This is a genomic window from Marinobacter excellens LAMA 842 (assembly GCF_001574445.1).
Lineage (GTDB): Bacteria > Pseudomonadota > Gammaproteobacteria > Pseudomonadales > Oleiphilaceae > Marinobacter > Marinobacter shengliensis.
Window position 1 is genome coordinate 149,496 of record NZ_LOCO01000005.1, and the last position, 18,520, is coordinate 168,015.

Below are 18,520 nucleotides of genomic sequence, written 5' to 3' on the forward strand. Positions count from 1 at the left end.
ATCGATAACAGCTTTCCGGTACACCACCGGTATTCAACAAGGCTGTTGGGGTTGGGGGATGCCCTCCAAAACCATTAAAAAATCCACGATTTTTGTTTTGGAGGGCATCCCCCAACCCCAACAGCCGTAACTCCAAAGCTCCAGAACCCCAGAACTCCGAAACAAGACATCAACCGGGCGCCGAACAACTAGCCCCAAACCGGTAACAGGAAAAACACCGGTGATGCCGCAACATAATCCGCTCGTCCATGCTCTCAGCCAGCGTGCCGCCCAAGTCGTACTGCGGGTCATCATCCACCAGCGTGCAGGCATACACCCGAACCTGATCGCCCTTCTTCACCAGCATCCGCGTGTAGGTGCACATGAAGTGGGAACGGGCCTCTTTGGTCGGGTACTTCTCCATGCAAGTCTCGGTAATCTCCGGGCTGCCGTCTTCAGATCCCGGCGTGCCCAGGTCCGGAAACGCGGTAAACGCCAGGTTCTCCGGAATGTTCCACTGACGGAAAATCTCACGGAACGCGGCTTCCACCTCCACCGGGTTTTCGCCGGGGTCGGTCTGCCGGGCGATGGACACCTTGAAACCTTGTTCGATCAGCCATTGGATACCGTCCAGTGCCTGGGCAAAGCTGCCTTCGCCGCGATCTTTGTCGTGCCGTGCGCGATCCGGAAAATCCAGGCTGACCCGGAAGTGAATCGGGTAGGGGTTGTCCAGTAACGGCAACACCTGGTGTTGCCGTTTATGCAGCGGCTCGGTGGCGTTGGTCAGCACAAAACAGGGCCGGTGCTGGCTGGCGTAATCCAGGATATTCACGAAATCCCGGATCACGAACGGCTCTCCGCCGGTGAAGGAGAACTGCTCCACGCCCATGTCGATGGCTTCGTGGATAAACGGTTTCACATCGCTGAGCTTCATGCCCGGAATGCGACCATCGCCGGGGTGTGAACCTTCCAGGCAGAAGGGGCAGGCCAGGTTGCAGGCGGTGCCCGTGTGAATCCACAGCTCCTTGAGCTTGTCCGCGTCGATGTATCCCCGGGGGTCGCCGTTGCGGGTGTGGGTCCAGCTGTCGAATGCCCGGGGTTCCAGCACTTCCACGGCCGGAATGCGTTTACTGCGTGCCGGTCGGGTTTCAGTCAGGGGCATAGGTGCTCCTCAATGCTTTTGTATTTTTGCCACCACGGCGCCAGCCGTGGAGCTTCTCCAGCAGCCTCAGAATGCCTTCGGGCGCATGGGCCCGCTTCCATTCACCCGCCGCGTACTTGGCTGACTCGTTCCAGGTGGGGTACGGGTGAATGGTGCCCAGAATCTTGTTCAGCCCCAGGCCATGTTTCATCGCCAGCGTGAACTCGGCAAGAATTTCTCCTGCATGGGCACCCACCACCACGGCCCCCAGAATCTTGTCTTTGCCCGGCGGCGTGAGCACCTTGATGAAGCCGTGGTCTTCGCTCTCGGCGATGGCTCTGTCCAGATCGTCCAGGGCATAGCGAGTCACCTCGTAGGCAACCCCTTGCTGCTGAGCCTCCGCTTCACTCAAACCAACCCGGGCCACTTCCGGAGAGGTAAACGTCACCCAGGGCATTACCCGGTAATCCACCTTGAAGCGCTTGAACTGGCCAAACAGACCGTTCACCGCCGCGTACCAGGCCTGATGGGCGGCCGCATGGGTGAACTGGTACGGGCCGGCCACGTCGCCGCAAGCAAACACGTTGGGATAACGCAAGCTCATGTCGTCTTCCACCGGCACAGTTCCGTTCGGCAAGGTGTCCACGCCAATCGCTTCCAGGTTCAGGCCGGAGGTATTCGCCGCGCGCCCCACCGCCACCAAAACTTGATCAAAGGGAAGCCGTATTGTCTCGCCTTCATAATCGCAATAGGCGACCTTCTCTCCATCCTCTATACGAAACTCGGCAGCGGAATGTTTCAACCGGACGTCAATTCCGTCGGATTCAAACTGTTTGAGTACCAGCTCCGAGACATCAGCATCTTCTTTTGCCAGCAATCGCTCGCCTTTTTCCACCTGGGTCACATGGCAGCCAAGCCGGGCGAACGCGTGCGCCAGTTCCGAGCCAATGGGGCCACCACCGAGCACGAGCAGGCGTTGCGGTTGCTCCTCCAGTTCCCACAAATTATCGGAGGTCAGCGGCTGCATGTCGTTCAGGCCGGGAATGGGTGGCACGGCAGGTTTGCCACCGGTGGCGACGATGATGCTGCGGGCAGTGAGGCGTTCGGTGCGGCCATCATTGTGTTTCACCTCCAGCTCCCAGGGCGACACGAAACTCGCCTCGCCGGAAATGCAGTCCACACCCAGCTTCCGATAGCGTTCCGGGGAATCGTGGGGCTCCACTTTTGCGATGACATCCTTGACCCGATTCATGATGTTCTTGAACGAGCCTTTTACCGGCACCGACTCCAGCCCGTAACGATTGGCATGGCGCAGGGTATCCGCCGCCTTGGCACTGCGGATCAAAGCCTTGGAAGGCACGCAGCCGGTGTTCAGGCAGTCGCCGCCCATTTTGTGCTTTTCAATCAGCGCCACTTTGGCCTTCACCGCGGCCGCAATGTAGGCCGACACCAGCCCGGCCGAACCACCGCCGATCACTAGCAGGTTGTAGTCGAAATGATCCGGCTTCTGCCAGCCGGCATAGACCTTGCGGCGGCGGATAAAGCCCACCACAAACTTGGCGATCAGCGGGAACAGCCCCAACAGGGCAAAGGACAGCAGCAGGTTGGCCGACACAATGTCACCGGTGGACTGGATCTGACCCAACTGGGTGCCGGCATTCACATAAACAAAAGTGCCCGGCAACATGGCAATCCAACTCACCAGAGCATAGGTGCGCAGCTTCATCGCGGTCAGGCCCATGGCCAGGTTGATCAGGAAGAAGGGGAACACCGGCACCAGGCGCAGGGTGGCCAGATAAAAGGCGCCGTCTTTCTCGATGCCACGGTCCATTTTGGATACGGTTTCCGCGTAGCGCTTACGCAGGGTATCCCGCATCAGGAATCGGGCAACCAGAAAGGCCAGGGATGCGCCCACGGTCGACGCAATGGAGACCGCCGCCAAACCGTAAAGGTTGCCGAAGAAGGCTCCGCCGGCCAGAGTCATGATGGTGGCTCCGGGCAGAGACAGGGCAGTCACAACCACATAGATAACCGCGTAACCTGTGACGGCCAATACCAGATTCTGGTCAATCCACTGCCCGATGGCACTCTGGTGCGACTGCAGGTTTTCCAGAGTCAGAAGTTTGTGACCGTCGAGTCCGAGAAAGCCCCCCACGATGACGGCGATAATCAGAAGAAGTAAAAGCTTGCTGCGATTCATATCCATGCCTGTAAGAATTGAATAAACCAATACGCTGTTATAGCCAAGACACGATCACCGGCTGGATGTTACACCGCCCCTGAACTATTATTTTTGAGCATTCGCTACAGAATACCGGAACTTTTACCGATTCCGAAACACTATACAAAGACAAACAGCCATACTGACAGCAACAAGGGACGGAAACCCATGGACACAGCGGCACGCCCTGAAGTTGAAACATCACTGATCGACGACCTCAAGCAGGGCGAGCCCAGCGCCTATCGCCGGGCAGTACGTGAATACTCACCGGGCATGCTCGCCGTGGCCCGGTTTTACCTGGACCACTCCAGCGCGGAAGAGGTTGTCCAGGACTGCTGGGTAACCGTGATAGACGCTATCCAGAAGTTTGAGGGCCGTTCTGGCCTGAGAACCTGGCTGCACCGCATCGTTGCCAATCGGTGCAAAAACAAACTGCGCTCAAGCAATCGGGAAGTGGCCACGGATTTCTCGGAAAGCCTGGAACCGGAACTGGCCGACCGTTTCAACGCCAAAGGTCGTTGGGACCTGCCCCCAAAGCTTCAGTTCCATGACTCAGCCGACAATCTGATGGAAAATGGTGCCCTCAGCGATTGCCTGGACAAACATTTGTCCGCCCTGCCGGAAACCCAGCGTTCAGCGCTTATGCTCTATGAAGCCCACCAGCACAAATCGGATGATGTCTGTAACATTCTGGATGTCAGTGCCTCTAACCTGCGTGTGCTGATACACCGAGCGAGGCAGAAGATCTTTCTCATGGTGGAGACTTTCCAGGAGACCGGCGAATGTTAATGTGCAGGGGCCTGGCCGAAATCGCCAGTGATTACATCGATGGCGAACTCAGCGGCCGCCAGAATCTGACGGTGAAAATGCACCTGATGATGTGCAAGGACTGCCGGACGTTTATTGGCAATTTGAGGGCCAGTAACAACCTGCTGAGGGCGCACTCCTCGGGGCGCGCAGACGAGGAATTCCTTCGCCGGATTGATGAGCGGGTTTCCGAGGCTCTGAAGACTCAAGCCACAGGCCCAAACGACTCGAACGACACGCCTCAGTCATAGTGATATCCTAGGTTTCACTGATACGACACGCTCTTGCTTGAGTAATAAGCCCCGTTATCCCAGAGCTAACCCGCCACTTCCTTGAAGGTTGTTCAATGACTCTCAGAATCACAATTCTGGTCGTGGTTCTTGTTGCGCTGACAGCATCCTGGTGGTTGTTACAGAACCTGGGTATGCCAACGAACCTTTCTCCGGATGTACTGTCCGCCTGGCTTGGTAGCCAAGGCGCAATCGGTCCTCTCCTGCTGATGATGTTGATGATCATCGCGGTGGTGGTGGGCCCCATCCCAACCCTACCTGTCAGCGCAACCGCCGGACTTGCCTTCGGCGTTGTGTGGGGCACAGCGATCGCGGCGACCGGCGCGCTGGTCGGCGCCATGGCGGCCTTCTGGATTGCCCGAAGCCTTGGCCGCGATGCCATCTGCAAACGGTTCCCCGACAACCCCGTGCTGGCTCAGGATGGGTCTCAGCGTTTTCTGACCATCGCAATTCTGCTGACCCGGCTGATTCCTGTATTTTCCTTTGCTTTGATCAGCTATGCCGCCGGCGTTACTGCCATTAAAGCCTGGCGTTTTGCCATCGCGACTCTGCTCGGCATGCTCCCGATGACAGTGGTCTTCGCCGGGCTGGGGAACACCTTTAGGCTAAATCCCATACTGACCGTGCTGGCCGGCGCTGCAATTCTGGCCGCCATGGTATGGTTACCCTGGTCGATCAGCCGACGCCCCGGCTCAAGGCTGGCCCGTTGGCTGCAACTAAATCAATAACAACAAAAGGGTGGGCCCAGCCTCACCATCCCTGACTTCTGGCTGGACTCTCCAGTCTGCGGGCGTAATCAAGGTAGTTCAATTGAAACGGCCATCTACCGGCTTGTTGGCGATGTGATTGATGTAGTTACTCATGATTTTCTGGGACAACGTCATGACCACTTTCAGTACGTGCCGGTTACGGTAGCTCAGCTGTTTTTGATCAGTCACTCAAGCTATAATTGAGTGAACATTCAAAGCTCACACGAAGGCGGTGTTGTTATGCCAAGACCTCCAAGCTATGACCGGGATACAGCCCTGGCCAAGGCCGTCAGTCTGTTCTGGCACAAGGGCTATCACGGCAGTTCAATGAAGCAGATTGAGCAGGCGCTGGATATGCGCCCGGGCAGCATCTACGCCACGTTTGGCAGTAAAGATGGCCTGTTTTCTGAAGCCCTGGCCAGTTACGCCCAACAGGGCGGGGTTGATCTTTCAGAGCACATGGCCGGCTATGACAGCATTGTCGAAGGGTTGCAGGCGTATCTTCGGAAAATCGCGAGCAGCTGCACAGACGTTGACTGCGCCCCCGCACGCGCCTGCCTGATCGTGAAAACCCTGCTGGAGGCCAGCAGCACCAACCCGGCACTGTATTCACAGGCCCAGAGTGTGCTGGCCGCTATTGAAACGTCCTTTGCCGAGCTGCTGGAAAGTGCGAGGACTCAGGGAGAAATTGCCGCCAAAACCGATTGCCGGCGGCTGGCGAGGCTGCTTCAGAGCCAGATTATGGGGCTGCGCTCCATGGCTGAGCGCAACCTGTCGGCCACCGAGCTGGAGCAGCTCGGCGACGACATGGCGGCGATTCTGGAAGCTTATAAAGCACAGAACTGAACAACAGCCTGGCGTCTGGCAGCGAACGTTGTTGAGGAAATCCAGCAGGTAGTCGGCCTGGCAATCGGCCGTTCCCAGATGAACGTCGGAAATGAATACGCTGCGATACGCTCGCATGTTGCCTCCCGTGGTGTCAGGCCTGCCTTCGGTTTCCTGTAACAACCTTGGCAAGCTCCGGTGACACCCGGGTGACAATGGCAAGTCAGTTTTATGAAGCCGGGCGCTAAACCATCAGCCCGGCAACCAACGGCATTAACGCAGGTCCGGATTCAGGGTGTAAGTGCCGGTCACCCGCGCACTGGCCAGCACGTGCCCGGCCATGGCCTGGCGTACATCGTTGCCGTCAAATTCACCCTCCAGCCCCAGGCTTTCGACATCCAGCGCGTGCACTTCAAAATGGTAGTGGTGGATGATCTCGTCGTTCCAGGGCGGGCAGGGGCCGTCATATCCGGCATAGGTGCCCGCCATGTCCGGGTTGCCGGCAAGGAACTGGGTGTAATTATTCACGCCCCGAACGCCAATCGGACCCGGCCCATGGTCCTTGCCCTTGGGCAACACGCCGTCACTGTCCTCGCCTTCCGGGATGCGGCCGATATTGGCTGGAATGTCTGTCAGCAACCAGTGGAAGAAATCCACCCGGGGCAGGTCGGCGGGCACCGTTTTGCCTTCCTGATTCACATCATCGGCTACGCTGGGCACGTCCGGGTCAAACATCATCACCACAAAACTCTTCGTACCCTCCGGTGCCCCAGACCAGACCAACTCGGGGTTTCGGTTGGGGCCAAAGCTCATGTGGTCCTGCTCGCTGAAAACCCCAAAGGCAAACTTCTCTGGAATGGGTTGTCCCTCTTCTACACCACGAACCTCTAGTTTCACGATCGTCTCTCCTGTCGAGCGGCTTTTGATTAATTCAGCCATCGCCGAATGATACGGGACCGGCCGGTGTTCCGGTTTTATCAACCACGTCAGGTCTTTGTCCAGATTAGCAAACTAGCGGCGGAAAACACGGCTTCTGCGCTCAGGTGTAACCCAAAGCACCCGCCAGGCAACACTTCTGTCCAATTGTCATCCCGGGCCGTCAACGTTAGTATAACGGAGTTAGCAGCCTACCTTTTGTGTTCACAGGTCAGACTGATCAGAGCAGACAGCCAAGCGTTTTCCCGCGAGAGCGCTTGGCTCTCATCTTCTGAAGGTCTGACTGTTATGGAAAACCTGCATCACATTGTCGTCGTCGGCGGTGGCGCCGGAGGCCTGGAACTGGTCACCAGCCTCGGCAACAAACTCGGCAAGAAGAACAAGGCTCGCATCTCCCTGGTCGACGCCGGCTTGACCCACGTCTGGAAACCTCTGCTGCACGAAGTGGCCTCCGGCTCACTGGACGCCAGTGCCAACGAAATTAATTACCGGGCCCACGCACGGAAACATCACTATGAATTTCAGCTGGGGCGCATGAACGGCCTTGATCGGGCGGCCAAGGAAATCATCATCGCGCCGTTCCTGGACGAAGAGGGCCACGAGGTGGTGCCCGAGCGTCGGATTCAATACGACACCCTGGTGATCGCCGTGGGCAGTACAGCCAACGATTTTGGCACACCCGGCGCCCAGGAACACTGCCTGTTTCTCGACAGCCTCAGGCAAGCAAGGCGATTCCATAACCTGATGCTCAACGCCTTCCTGCGCAAGAACCACGAGGCCAATCAGGGCAAACCCCATACTCTGAACATCAGCATCATCGGCGCTGGCGCCACGGGTGTGGAGCTGGCTGCCGAGCTGCGACTGGCATCCAGGGAATTGCCGGTCTACGGCATGAACCACCTGCAGTCCTCGGATGTTTCCATCAGCGTGATCGAAGCGGCAGACCGGATTTTGCCGGCCCTGCCCGGGCGCCTGTCAGCGGCAGCCACCCGTGAACTGGAACGCCAGAAGGTGAAAGTACTGACCGGGCAGCCAGTCAGCGAAGTGCGCGAAAACAGCCTGGTCATGAAAGACGGCACCGAATTGCCATCCGAAATGACCATCTGGGCCGCGGGCATCAAGGCCCCCCCGTTTCTGGCGGAACTCGGCGGCCTGGAAACCAATCGCAGCAATCAGCTGTTGGTGAAGCAAACCCTCGAAACCACACGGGATACCGACATCTTTGCCTTCGGTGATTGCGCAGCCTGCCCGCAGCCCGATTCCGACCATCCCGTGCCACCACGGGCCCAGGCCGCCCATCAGCAGGCCGATGCCCTGTTCAAGACGCTGTGCAACCGCCTGGAAGGCAAAGACCCAGTGGCCTTTGTCTACAATGACCATGGCTCACTGATCAATTTCAGCCGTTACACCACTGTCGGTAACCTGATGGGCAACTTGTCAGGCCGAAGTATGTATATCGAGGGCAAGGTCGCACGGCTATTCTACGTATCGCTGTATCGAATGCACCAGGTCGCCCTGCACGGGTTTGTGCGCACGGGCATTATCTGGCTGATGGACAAGATCAGCCGAGCGATGCATCCTCGCCTGAAGTTGCATTGAGCGAACCACTGCTTAGCGTGTGAGGCTGGAGCGGGCGATGGGAATCGAACCCACGTCGTAGGCTTGGGAAGCCTCTGCTCTACCATTGAGCTACGCCCGCCTGCATAATGATTGCCACAGCAATATAGGCCCGGACCAGCGTCCGGGCAAGTCCCTTTGGTCAGGAGTCTGATGGATCCCACGTTTACTCTGATTGGCGCCTTGATGCTTGTGTTCAGCATCGTTCTCAGCCCGCTTTCAAGCAGGGTCGGCATGCCGGTGCTGCTGGTTTTTCTGGCTGTTGGCATGATGATGGGCGAAGACGGACCGGGCGGCATCCAGTTCAATAACTTTGAGCTGGCTTTTCTTATCGCCAATCTTTCACTGGCCGTTATCCTGCTGGATGGCGGCATGCGCACCCGGGTAGAGACCTTCCGGGTAGGTCTGCGGCCAGCCCTGGTACTTGCCACCCTTGGCGTTGCCCTGACCGCGGGTGGCGCGGCCATCGTGGCATGGTGGGTATTCGATTTGCATTGGATGATGGCTTTGTTGATCGGGGCCATTATTTCCTCAACCGATGCCGCCGCTGTCTTTTCTCTGCTGCAGGGCCGGGGCCTGCACCTGAACGAGCGGGTCAGTGCCACCCTTGAGATCGAATCTGGCAGTAACGACCCGATGGCCATTTTCCTCACCCTGATGCTGGTGACCTTGATTGGCCAACATGAGCAGGGGTCCATTCTCTCGGGCCTGATCATGCTGGTACAACAGTTCGGCATCGGCGCCGCAGCCGGCGTTCTGGGTGGCTTTCTGGTGGTGGAACTGGCCAATCGGATGCGCCTGACCCCCGCGCTGTACCCCCTGCTGGTGGGTGCGGCCGGCATTTCGGTGTTTTCAGCCACCAACGCTGTCGGAGGCAGCGGATTCCTCGCCATTTACCTGTGCGGTGTGGTCATTGGAAACCGTCATGTCCGGATGATGCCGATGATTCTTCAGGTGCACGACGGCATGGCCTGGCTGGCACAGCTGTGCCTGTTCCTGATGCTCGGCCTGCTGGTGAGCCCATCAGACCTGATCCCCCTGGCAGGCGCCGGTTTGGTGCTGGCTCTGGCGCTTATCTTTGTTATTCGGCCATTAACCGTGCTGATCACGCTCTGGCCATTCGGCTTCAACCGGCGGGAGCTGGGCTTTATCAGCTGGGTGGGCCTGCGAGGCGCGGTGCCCATTGTTTTGGCGCTGTTCCCGATCATTGCCGACCTGCCGGATGCGCAACTGGTGTTCCATGCGGCGTTCTTTATCGTTCTGGTGTCGCTGATTGTGCAGGGCACCACCATGGCACCTCTCGCCCGCAAGTTGCGGCTTGAAGTTCCCGCTGGCGAAGATCCCTACCGTCGGCTACCACTGGATGCACCTGCCGCTGGCGACCATGAGCTGATGCTGTTTCCGCTCCGGGGAAAGGGTTGGGACAAGCCCAGAGCCCTTGGCCAGCTGCGCCTGCCGGAAAACACCGCCGTGGCCGGGGTGTTTCGCGACCGCAAGTGCCTTCAGCCCACAAAGGACCTCGAAGTGACCGCCGGCGATATGTTGGCCATGTTCGCCACGCCGTCGGTTCTACCCGATCTCGGCAAGGCATTGAGCGGGCGGCAAGCTCCGAAACACCTGGCAGAGCGAGCCTTCTTCGGCGACTTCGTGCTGAACGGAGATGCCCTGCTCGGCGATGTGGAACAGGTCTATGGTATCGAGTTCGACGAGTTGCCTCCCGAGTTGTCGCTGGCCGAGTGTTTCGCCAAACGCACCAAGGGGCATCCAGTTGTTGGCGACACCGTCATATTGGGGCCAGTAACGCTCGTGGCCCGGGCCACCGAAGCCGACCGGGTAACCAAGGTTGGCCTGAAAATGGATGCGTGACGCCCGTCCGGTTTGTGCAGGAAAACCAAAAACCGTAACAAAACCCCTTATCAATCCCCTTGCTGGCTATGTTATAAACACACGTGAACAAAGTTTAACCATCCAGCGACCTGTGCCAGCATCATGATCTTCAGAGTTTTTCTATCACTGTTAGTTGTCTTATTGCCTGCCATGGCCAGTAGCTCGGAGTTGCTGGCCCGGGCTGATACACGCATGGCCATGCCTGGCAGCGAACCAACGCTGGAAGACCACCTGAACATCACCAAGGTTCTGGTGCGCAAAAGTGAGCGCAGGCTTTATCTGTTGAGCGGTGAGCACAAGGTGCGCAGCTATCGGATTTCACTGGGAGGCAATCCGGTAGGACACAAGCTGTATGAGGGTGACAAGCGAACGCCAGAAGGGGATTACATTCTCGATTGGCGCAACGCGAACAGCGATTTCTACAAGTCCATCCATATATCCTACCCGAACGCCCGTGACCGGGAGCTGGCCGAAGCCTGGGGGCTCAATCCCGGCGGCAGCATCATGATCCACGGACTGCCCAACGAAGCGGGCGACCTTGCCTTCGCGTATACCGGCCTGGACTGGACCGAAGGCTGTATTGCGGTCACCAATGAAGAGATGGATGAGATCTGGGCACTGGTCGATAACGGCACCCCCATTCGGATTCTTCCCTGATCGCAGAACCCACCCCGTTCATGACGGGAGTATTAAGTTGTTGTCATAGCCTAAGAAAATTTACGTATCCTTAGTTAACATTTTGTCTCTGAGTGTTTTACACTGTTTGACGACTCCGGTAGTCAACGCCTATCGGGCTTAGCTGACAGGAAGTCGTCTTAATGACTTCTGGATCACAGGAAATAAAACGACCAATAAGGGGATTTACCATGCGTAAACTGACGATCGCCGGGTTTGCAATGGCCGCTGCTCTGACTGCAGGCTGTGCCACCACTGAGCAGGGCGCTATCGACGAGGCCAATGCGACTGCAAGCTCCGCCGAGCAAACTGCTAACAACGCTCTGAACACTGCTAACAGCGCTGCAAGCTCCGCTCGCACTGCTCAGCAGACTGCTGAAGAAGCCCTGGCTGCTGCCCGTGCTGCTCAGAAGTCCGCTGACGAAGCGAACGAGCGCGCCAAGCGCATGCTCGAGCGTGCCAGCCAGAAGTAAGGCTGCCGTTTAGCAAAAAAGGCCGGTTCAACCGGCCTTTTTTGTGCTCGCTCAAAATGTTTTGTCTTACCCCTCCGGGTTGCCGGAAGCCTTCTGTTGCTGGTTTTGCATAAAGGTTTTCATCATGTCCATCGGTAGCGGGAACACAATCGTGGAGGAGTTGTTGTTGCTCATGTCTGACAGGGTCTGCAGATAACGCAACTGCATGGCGCCGGAATTCACAGACATCACCTCTGCGGCCTCGACCAGCTTTTTGGAAGCCTGCAATTCGCCCTCTGCGTGAATGATCTTGGCGCGACGCTCGCGCTCTGCCTCTGCCTGGCGGGCAATCGCACGAATCATCGACTCATTCAGGTCAACGTGTTTGATTTCCACATTGGCCACCTTGATACCCCAATCCTCGGTCTGGGAATCAATGATTTCCTGAATATCCGAATTCAGCTTGTCTCGCTCAGACAGCATTTCATCGAGATCGTGTTTGCCGAGCACAGAGCGCAAGGTTGTTTGCGCCAACTGGCTGGTAGCAGCGCCATAGTCTTCGACCCGGATAATCGCCTTCTCGGGGTCAACCACGCGGAAGTACAGCACTGCATTTACTCTGACCGTCACGTTGTCTTTGGAAATAACATCCTGGCTTGGGACATCCAGGGTGATCACCCGCAGATCCACCCGGACAATTTGCTGAATTCCGGGGATGACGATGATCAGGCCGGGGCCTTTGACACCCTGAAAGCGGCCCAGGAAAAACACCACACCGCGCTCGTATTCCGGCAGGATCTTGATGGCGGAACCGAGAATCAGAAGCAGCACCACAGTCGGTGCAATATAGGGAATAATGTCACCCAGGTTCATACGGCCTCCTTGATTTGCCGTTGGTTAGTACGAATTGCTCGTTCAATGACCTTGATCAGAATCAGGCCTGGCTTCAACCAGAAGGGTCAGCCCCTCCATACCGTTTACCTGCACCTGCGTGCCCTTGGTGATCTGATGCGGACAACGGGCATTCCAACGCTCCCCACTGACTCGGACATGGCCCTTGTAGCCGTCATAAGAAGATTCAAAGTCGTCCAGTGCCACGCCTTTTTCCTCAGCCATGTGTTCGCTGCCACTGACCGGCGTACGGCGTCGCAAACCGATGAAGCGGGTAACCGTCCAGAGAATAAACCCGCCCGCCACAACAGCCGTGCCGCCAACGGTGGGCAATGAGATATCCGAGTGGCTGCCATCCATCAGAATCACCGATCCCGTGACAAAGGCGACTATGCCACCGACACCAAGAATGCCGAAACTAGGCATGAAGGCTTCCCCCACGATGAACGCCAGCCCCAATAGGATCAAGGCAAGGCCGGCGTAATTCACCGACAACACCTGAAATGCAAACAACGCGAGTATCAGACAGATAGCACCGATCACCCCGGGGAACACGGCACCGGGATTCGACAGTTCAAAGATAATGCCGTAGAAACCGATGATCATCAGGAAATAGGCGACGTTCGGATCGGTGATCACCGACAGTAACCGGGTTCGCCAATCCGGTTCTGAACGGACCAGTTCCAGGTCCGCCGTGACCAGCTCCCGCTCGCCGGTGGCCATCTGCACGGTGCGACCATCAATGGCCTCCAGCAATTCGCGGAGGTTAGGCGCCACGACATCGATAACATTCAGTTCCAGCGCCTCGGTTGCGCCGAGGTTGACGGCTTCGCGGACGGCCTCTTCCGCCCAGTCGGCATTCCGACCATGGCGCTCGGCCAAGCCACGGATATAACTGACGGCATCCTCCAGAACCTTACGCTCCATCGCCGTGTCGCCCCGGCGTTTCTGTGGTTCGGCGGCCGAGTCGTCGGCACTGGTCTCTGAAGCTTCGTCGTCCCCGGCGGGCTGCTCCGGTTCTTGCTCTGGCGAGCCTGGCAGGCCGCCCATCTGAACCGGCGTTGCCGAACCGAGGTTGGTGGCGGGCGCCATAGCCGCAATATGACTGCCGTAGAGGATGAAGGTACCGGCACTGGCGGCGCGGGCGCCCTGGGGTGACACGTAGGTTGCCACCGGCACCTCGGAGGCGAGGATGGTTTTGATGATTTCCCGCATGGAATCCATCAGGCCACCCGGCGTATCCATTTCCAGAATGACCAGGCCAGCATTCTCCTGCTCGGCCCGTCTGATGCCACGGGTGACATAATCCATTGTGGCCGGGCCGATAGCACCCTCGACCGTCAATACCAGTGCCGTTCTCGGCGTGTCCTGCTGGGCAATTGCCTGCCAGGAAGCCCCGATCAGTCCCAGCAGCCCTCCCAGGAAAAAAATCAGGGACCAGAGGGGCAAGCGGAGGTTCTGACGTTGCATCGGGTTTGGCGTCATGGCGATCTCCCAGGCAGAGTGATCAGAATATTCGGGCCAGTACGGACTCCGGCAGTCGCCTCAGTATGAAACCAATGGGCGTCCAGGGCCAACCTGGCACAAAACGTTCGGCCTTGCCGGACTCAATGGCACGGACCATGGCCCGGCATCCGGTCTTGGCGTCCACAATGAAAGGTGTGTTCTTGACCTTTTCGTTGATCTCAGTCCGGATATACCCCGGATAGAGCGTGGTCACGCGAATGGGAGACCGGCGCTTTTTCAGTTCGACACGCAAACCCTCGCAAAGTGCCGCCAATCCGGCCTTGATCGCCGCATAGGTGGTGACGTTGCCCGGCATCCCCCGAACAGCCGTTACCGATGATACGGCAACCAGGTGACCATGGTTCTGTGCCCGGAAAATCTCCATGGCGGCTTCTATCTGGGCCAGGGCGGAAACAAAATTGGTTTCTGCGGTCTGCCGGTTGGCATCAAAGCGCCCGGTGCCCAGCGGCTGCCCCTTGCCAATCCCGGCATTGACGATGATCCTGTCGAGCTGACCAAACTCCTCCCGGAAAGCCTGAAAAACCTCGGCCACTTGTGCGTGATCATTCACATCCAGGGCCCGCACACTGATCTTCACTCCCGGATAGGTGCCCTCCAGCTCGGCCCGGAGCTGGTCCAGCCGCTCGGTACGACGGGCACACAGGGCAAGGTGATCACCCCGGGCAGCAAACTCCCGGGCCATGCCTTCACCCAGTCCGGAACTGGCTCCGGTAATCAGTATAGTACGACTCATGAGTACTCCTGCCGTTTGGTTTTTGTTGGTTGCGGCGCCGGGGTCAAAAGTACAGCTTTTGCTCCGGCTCTGCAGGCTCTGCCGGGTTGCTTTCCGTCTGCCCCTTATCAGAAGCCACCCGGGTCAGCCGCTCACCGACCATAGTGGGAATGCCATCGGCCTGATCCACCACCAGCTCGATGGACCGGCGCTGGACTTCCACGTCCGGGTGTTGCTGGCGGAAGGCTTCCAGTTTTTCCAGTGTTACACGCCATAGCTGTTCGCGATCCTCGGGCGAGTAATCTTCATGGGGCCGGTGTACTTCAAGCCAAACCTCGCCGCCAGACAAGCCAAGCTTGACAGGTTCGCGAATAATCTGGACCGACGTGCCCTTCTGAACCTGATAGACAAACCGGGAAATGTCTTCGTTGTACATACGGAAACAGCCGGCACTGACCGGCAAGCCGATACCGAAACGCTTATTGGTTCCGTGGATCAGATAGCCTTTCTCGCTTAACATCAGGGCATGAGTGCCAAGCGGATTATCCGGGCCGGGCGGGATCATACGCGGCAGATACTCTCCGCGGGCCTCATAGGATGCCCGGATACTGGCCGGCGGATACCACGCAGGCGATTCCAGTGGCATGGTTACCTCGGCGTCGGTTAGCGGTGACGGATTCTCTTCACGCCCAATGCCCACCGGATACACCTGAACGCCATCGTTGGTGAAATAATAGAGCCGATACTCGGCCAAGTTAATCACGATGCCTTCCCGGCGCGCATCGGGCAGAACATACATACGCGGCAGGGTAATGGTCGTGCCGTCTCCCGGTAACCAGGGGTCAACACCCGGATTGGCCTTCACCAACTCCAGGTAACCCAGAGCCTCATCATGGCCAATAGCAGCAAAGGTATCCTCATAGCGGGTCGTGAAAACCTGCAGCTCCCCCGCCAGATCGCCGTTAAGAGCGAAAGTTGGTACCCGGGGCGAACGATCGTTTTCCACCGTTGCAGTGTCTGACGGCTTTTGGTTCTGCGCAGCATTGACAGCTGACGCCAGGAACATCAGGCACACCAGAACGGCGACACATTTTTTCAACCACATATCAACCAGTTCCCATAAACATTCATTCCGGGCCTCTGCTCTGAAAGACACGGTTCCGTGTCAGGAGTTCACCAGGGTGGTCCAGACCGTTACCACCGCCAGCACCACAAACAATACGCTGGCACTGATCCTGGCCGTCGCCAGCGGCATTCGCTCCATTAGCCAGCGCCCTGCCAGGATCACCGGAATATTGGCCAGGAGCATGCCTACCGTCGTGCCGATGATAACCCATAACGTTTCCGTATACCTTGCCGCCAGGACCACCGTAGCCACTTGGGTTTTATCACCTATCTCCGCCAGGAAGAACATTACCGTAGTAGCCCAGAAGGCGCCCATGCCGAGAAACCGAGATTCGGCACTGTCGTCTTTATCCGGTATCAGCAACCACAGGGCGATGGCGACAAAGCTCACTGCGAGAATCCAGGGCAGCCACTGGGACGGAATCCAGCTGGCCACCCAGGCCCCCAGCCACGCTGAGAGCGCGTGATTGAGCACGGTCGCAACCAGAATACCAAGAATGATAGGGGTACGCTTTGCGTATCGGGCAACCAGGAAAAGAGACAGGAGCTGGGTTTTGTCGCCAATTTCGGCAACGGCCACGGCAAGGGTTGAAGCGAGAAACGCATCCATTCGAAGAGACCTCAGGGCGGAAATCGTCAGACATGAGACAGCTCACCTTCCGCCCAGTGGAGGTGATCTGCCTCAGGTCTTGCCAATTCCGCGATCAATCACGGAACACGGTAGCCATGGAGAATGAGCTCCAAGTATGTTGACTACCGTCCGCTCCTGTTACCCAGAAGCGAAGGCTACTCCCCCGAAGTTGGCCACATGCTAATGAATCCCGCCGGAAATGGCAACTGGCCACCTTACACCCGCATTTTCCAGACCGGCACGGCAGCCAACGCCACAAACACCGCTACCAGCCACCAGGCTGCCTCGAACGCAGCCACAGTAGGCACACTGCCCTGGTGTTCACCGAACTCGATGGTCAGTGCCACCACATTTACCCCCAGGGCACCCCCGAGTTGGCGGGCGAAATTGATGGTGCTGGACCCGGCGCCCAGCTGTTCCTTGGGCAGTGGATTCAGCGCACCGGTGGACAGGGCCGGCAGCATAAAGCCAATCCCAATCCGGCCCAGCACTGCCCAGAGTACCAGCCAGCCAAACCCAGCGTACTGGCCGGTCAGAGCAAACAGGACCGCAGACAGGGCGAACACCGCGATTCCAAACAGCACCAGGCTGCGGGCGCTGCGCTTGTCTGCCAGCCGGCCCGACAGTGGAAAAACAATGCCCAGCACCACCCCGGCGGGCAGCATCAGCAGACCCGCCTCCGTCGCGGAGAAGCCCAGCGTGGTCTGCACAAACAGAGGAATCAGGTAGGTTGAGCCAAACAGCGCCAGCCCAAGCGCCATGGCGCCCAGCGTGGCGAACAGAAACACCGGTTGGCGCAACAGTAGCAGGTTAACCAGGGGATGCTTCGCCGTGCGTTCCCGAAAGACAAAGGCGAACAGAAGGCCAAGGGCCAACGCCCATTGCATCACGATTCGCAGTTCCTGGCCTGGCCAGGCCTGCATTCGGGTCAGGGTATCGAGGGTCAGGGCGATGGTTGCCCCAAGCAGTAACAAACCGGGCAGATCAAAGGGATAAGGCGCAGGGCGGGAGCGGGGCAGCGGCAGGAACCGCCAGGCCATCCAGACACCCAGAAGGGTGACCGGTGCCGGCGCAAACATCACATAGCGCCAGTTGAACTGGTCCACCAGAAAGCCACCCAGCACAGGGCCCAATGCCGGTGCCAGAATCACCCCCATGCCATAAATGCCCATGGCTTGACCACGCCTGTCTGCCGGAAATATCCGGAACACCAGGTACATGCCCATGGGTTGCATCAACCCGGCCATGGCGCCCTGGCCTATTCTGGCGGCAATCAGCTGTTCAGGAGACTCGGCAAAGCCGCCGACAAGGGATATGACGGTGAACACCGCCATGGCAACACCCAGGGTCAGGCGCACACCAAAACGGTCCAGCAGCCAGGCGGACGCCAGCATGGTGGTGGTCATGGCGGCGATGAATCCGGTGGCCAGCCAGTGCACCTGGCCCTGGCGAATGCCGAACTCCATCATGATGTCATGGAGCGCAACATTCACCACCGTGGCGCTGAGCACCGTGGCCATGGTGCCAAGGACAACCGTAGCAACGGCCAGCCAGCGCCAGCGTTCGCCGTAACGGGCGGTCAGGCCCTCGACAGAATTATCGATCAAGCGTTACTTCTGCTTCTCGGCATTATCCATAATTTTGTGGAACACCTTGAGCGCGCATTCGATTTCCTTGTCAGTCACGCCCTCCAGCATCTCTTCACGCAACACAGCGGCACGCTCGGACAGCTCATCCATGAACTCGGCACCGGCCTTGGTCAGATGCAACCGGCGGGCGCGTCGATCGTTCGGGCAGGGGCGTCGCTCAATCAACTCCTGCTGCTCCAGGCTATCAAGCAACCTGACCAGGGTGGGATTTTCAATGGCCATCAGACTGGCCAGTTCGCGCTGGGTAAGGCCTTCACCACCCTGCTGCAGATACACCATGGTGCTCCAGCGAGCCTGCGTGACTCCCAAGTCTTTCAACCGCTCATCCAGCATCTTGCGCCAGCGGCGGGTAACCCGGGCAACGGCAAACGGGAATTGATCTCTCATGGTTAAACACTCCTGATGG

At 58.2% G+C, this 18,520-nt stretch carries 19 protein-coding genes, 1 tRNA gene, 1 pseudogene and 1 riboswitch; of the genes and pseudogenes, 8 read left to right on the plus strand and 13 right to left on the minus strand.

Going from position 1 to position 18,520, the window contains the following annotated elements; all coding sequences use genetic code 11:
• Nucleotides 1-169: 169 nt before the first annotated feature.
• Together J122_RS27630 and J122_RS27635 are read right to left on the minus strand one after the other, a co-directional pair.
• Nucleotides 170-1,141, minus strand: a complete 972-nt coding sequence (locus J122_RS27630) for a radical SAM protein (protein ID WP_061331317.1) — start codon at nt 1,139-1,141, stop codon at nt 170-172.
• On the minus strand, nt 1,128-3,320 hold the full coding sequence (locus J122_RS27635) for an FAD-dependent oxidoreductase (protein WP_061331319.1): 2,193 nt from the start codon (nt 3,318-3,320) through the stop codon (nt 1,128-1,130). The genes J122_RS27630 and J122_RS27635 overlap by 14 nt, the downstream gene beginning before the upstream one ends.
• A gap of 189 nt (nt 3,321-3,509) precedes the next feature.
• Here J122_RS27635 and J122_RS27640 point away from each other — a divergent pair, with 189 nt between their 5' ends.
• The 3 genes from J122_RS27640 to J122_RS27650 all read left to right on the plus strand — a co-directional run bounded on the left by J122_RS27640 (nt 3,510) and on the right by J122_RS27650 (nt 5,166).
• Nucleotides 3,510-4,130: an RNA polymerase sigma factor gene (locus J122_RS27640; protein WP_061331320.1), complete on the plus strand. Its 621-nt coding sequence runs from the start codon at nt 3,510-3,512 to the stop codon at nt 4,128-4,130.
• Nucleotides 4,124-4,399, plus strand: coding sequence for a zf-HC2 domain-containing protein (locus J122_RS27645; protein ID WP_061331322.1), 276 nt, complete (start codon nt 4,124-4,126; stop codon nt 4,397-4,399). The genes J122_RS27640 and J122_RS27645 overlap by 7 nt, the downstream gene beginning before the upstream one ends.
• Nucleotides 4,400-4,494: 95 nt before the next feature.
• Nucleotides 4,495-5,166 carry a TVP38/TMEM64 family protein gene (locus J122_RS27650; RefSeq protein ID WP_061331324.1) on the plus strand — a complete coding sequence of 224 codons (672 nt, stop codon included), beginning with the start codon at nt 4,495-4,497 and terminating at the stop codon, nt 5,164-5,166.
• Between the two features lie 78 nt (nt 5,167-5,244).
• Here the strand turns inward: J122_RS27650 and J122_RS27655 are convergent, their stop codons facing one another.
• A complete protein-coding gene (locus J122_RS27655; protein ID WP_319822987.1) occupies nt 5,245-5,376 on the minus strand; it encodes a hypothetical protein in 132 nt (43 codons plus the stop codon).
• Between the two features lie 51 nt (nt 5,377-5,427).
• Here J122_RS27655 and J122_RS27660 point away from each other — a divergent pair, with 51 nt between their 5' ends.
• On the plus strand, nt 5,428-6,033 hold the full coding sequence (locus J122_RS27660; protein WP_061331326.1) for a TetR/AcrR family transcriptional regulator: 606 nt from the start codon (nt 5,428-5,430) through the stop codon (nt 6,031-6,033).
• An 11-nt stretch (nt 6,034-6,044) separates the two neighbouring features.
• Here the strand turns inward: J122_RS27660 and J122_RS27665 are convergent.
• Together J122_RS27665 and J122_RS27670 are read right to left on the minus strand one after the other, a co-directional pair.
• Nucleotides 6,045-6,150, minus strand: a pseudogene (locus J122_RS27665) (UDP-2,3-diacylglucosamine diphosphatase); the annotation flags it as partial.
• Nucleotides 6,151-6,285: 135 nt separating this feature from the next.
• A complete protein-coding gene (locus tag J122_RS27670; RefSeq protein WP_061331327.1) occupies nt 6,286-6,909 on the minus strand; it encodes a YbhB/YbcL family Raf kinase inhibitor-like protein in 624 nt (207 codons plus the stop codon).
• A gap of 327 nt (nt 6,910-7,236) precedes the next feature.
• Here J122_RS27670 and J122_RS27675 point away from each other — a divergent pair, with 327 nt between their 5' ends.
• A complete protein-coding gene (locus J122_RS27675; RefSeq protein WP_061331329.1) occupies nt 7,237-8,547 on the plus strand; it encodes an NAD(P)/FAD-dependent oxidoreductase in 1,311 nt (436 codons plus the stop codon).
• A gap of 26 nt (nt 8,548-8,573) precedes the next feature.
• Here J122_RS27675 and J122_RS27680 read toward each other — a convergent pair.
• Nucleotides 8,574-8,647: transfer RNA gene (locus J122_RS27680), tRNA-Gly, on the minus strand.
• Nucleotides 8,648-8,718: 71 nt separating this feature from the next.
• Here J122_RS27680 and J122_RS27685 point away from each other — a divergent pair.
• The 3 genes from J122_RS27685 to J122_RS27695 all read left to right on the plus strand — a co-directional run bounded on the left by J122_RS27685 (nt 8,719) and on the right by J122_RS27695 (nt 11,600).
• Nucleotides 8,719-10,431: a potassium/proton antiporter gene (locus J122_RS27685; RefSeq protein WP_061331330.1), complete on the plus strand. Its 1,713-nt coding sequence runs from the start codon at nt 8,719-8,721 to the stop codon at nt 10,429-10,431.
• Nucleotides 10,432-10,554: 123 nt separating this feature from the next.
• Nucleotides 10,555-11,109 (plus strand): L,D-transpeptidase family protein, encoded by a 555-nt coding sequence (locus J122_RS27690; RefSeq protein WP_197463807.1) that lies wholly within the window; start codon nt 10,555-10,557, stop codon nt 11,107-11,109.
• Between the two features lie 209 nt (nt 11,110-11,318).
• A complete protein-coding gene (locus J122_RS27695; protein ID WP_061331332.1) occupies nt 11,319-11,600 on the plus strand; it encodes an Lpp/OprI family alanine-zipper lipoprotein in 282 nt (93 codons plus the stop codon).
• Between the two features lie 66 nt (nt 11,601-11,666).
• Here J122_RS27695 and J122_RS27700 read toward each other — a convergent pair whose 3' ends face one another.
• From J122_RS27700 to J122_RS27730, 7 genes are all read right to left on the minus strand, one after another.
• Nucleotides 11,667-12,452: a slipin family protein gene (locus J122_RS27700; RefSeq protein WP_061331333.1), complete on the minus strand. Its 786-nt coding sequence runs from the start codon at nt 12,450-12,452 to the stop codon at nt 11,667-11,669.
• 42 nt (nt 12,453-12,494) lie between these two features.
• Nucleotides 12,495-13,955, minus strand: coding sequence for an NfeD family protein (locus tag J122_RS27705; RefSeq protein WP_061331334.1), 1,461 nt, complete (start codon nt 13,953-13,955; stop codon nt 12,495-12,497).
• Nucleotides 13,956-13,977: 22 nt separating this feature from the next.
• Nucleotides 13,978-14,730, minus strand: coding sequence for an SDR family oxidoreductase (locus J122_RS27710; RefSeq protein ID WP_061331335.1), 753 nt, complete (start codon nt 14,728-14,730; stop codon nt 13,978-13,980).
• A gap of 43 nt (nt 14,731-14,773) precedes the next feature.
• The gene (locus J122_RS27715) at nt 14,774-15,814 is read right to left on the minus strand and encodes a L,D-transpeptidase family protein (RefSeq protein WP_061331336.1); all 1,041 of its coding nucleotides are present in this window, start codon (nt 15,812-15,814) and stop codon (nt 14,774-14,776) included.
• Between the two features lie 60 nt (nt 15,815-15,874).
• Nucleotides 15,875-16,444: a TMEM165/GDT1 family protein gene (locus J122_RS27720; protein ID WP_061331337.1), complete on the minus strand. Its 570-nt coding sequence runs from the start codon at nt 16,442-16,444 to the stop codon at nt 15,875-15,877.
• Between the two features lie 85 nt (nt 16,445-16,529).
• A riboswitch (yybP-ykoY riboswitch) is annotated at nt 16,530-16,634 on the minus strand.
• A gap of 46 nt (nt 16,635-16,680) precedes the next feature.
• On the minus strand, nt 16,681-18,072 hold the full coding sequence (locus J122_RS27725) for a DHA2 family efflux MFS transporter permease subunit (protein WP_061331338.1): 1,392 nt from the start codon (nt 18,070-18,072) through the stop codon (nt 16,681-16,683).
• A 3-nt stretch (nt 18,073-18,075) separates the two neighbouring features.
• Nucleotides 18,076-18,501 (minus strand): MarR family transcriptional regulator, encoded by a 426-nt coding sequence (locus tag J122_RS27730; RefSeq protein WP_058092884.1) that lies wholly within the window; start codon nt 18,499-18,501, stop codon nt 18,076-18,078.
• Nucleotides 18,502-18,520: the final 19 nt, after the last annotated feature.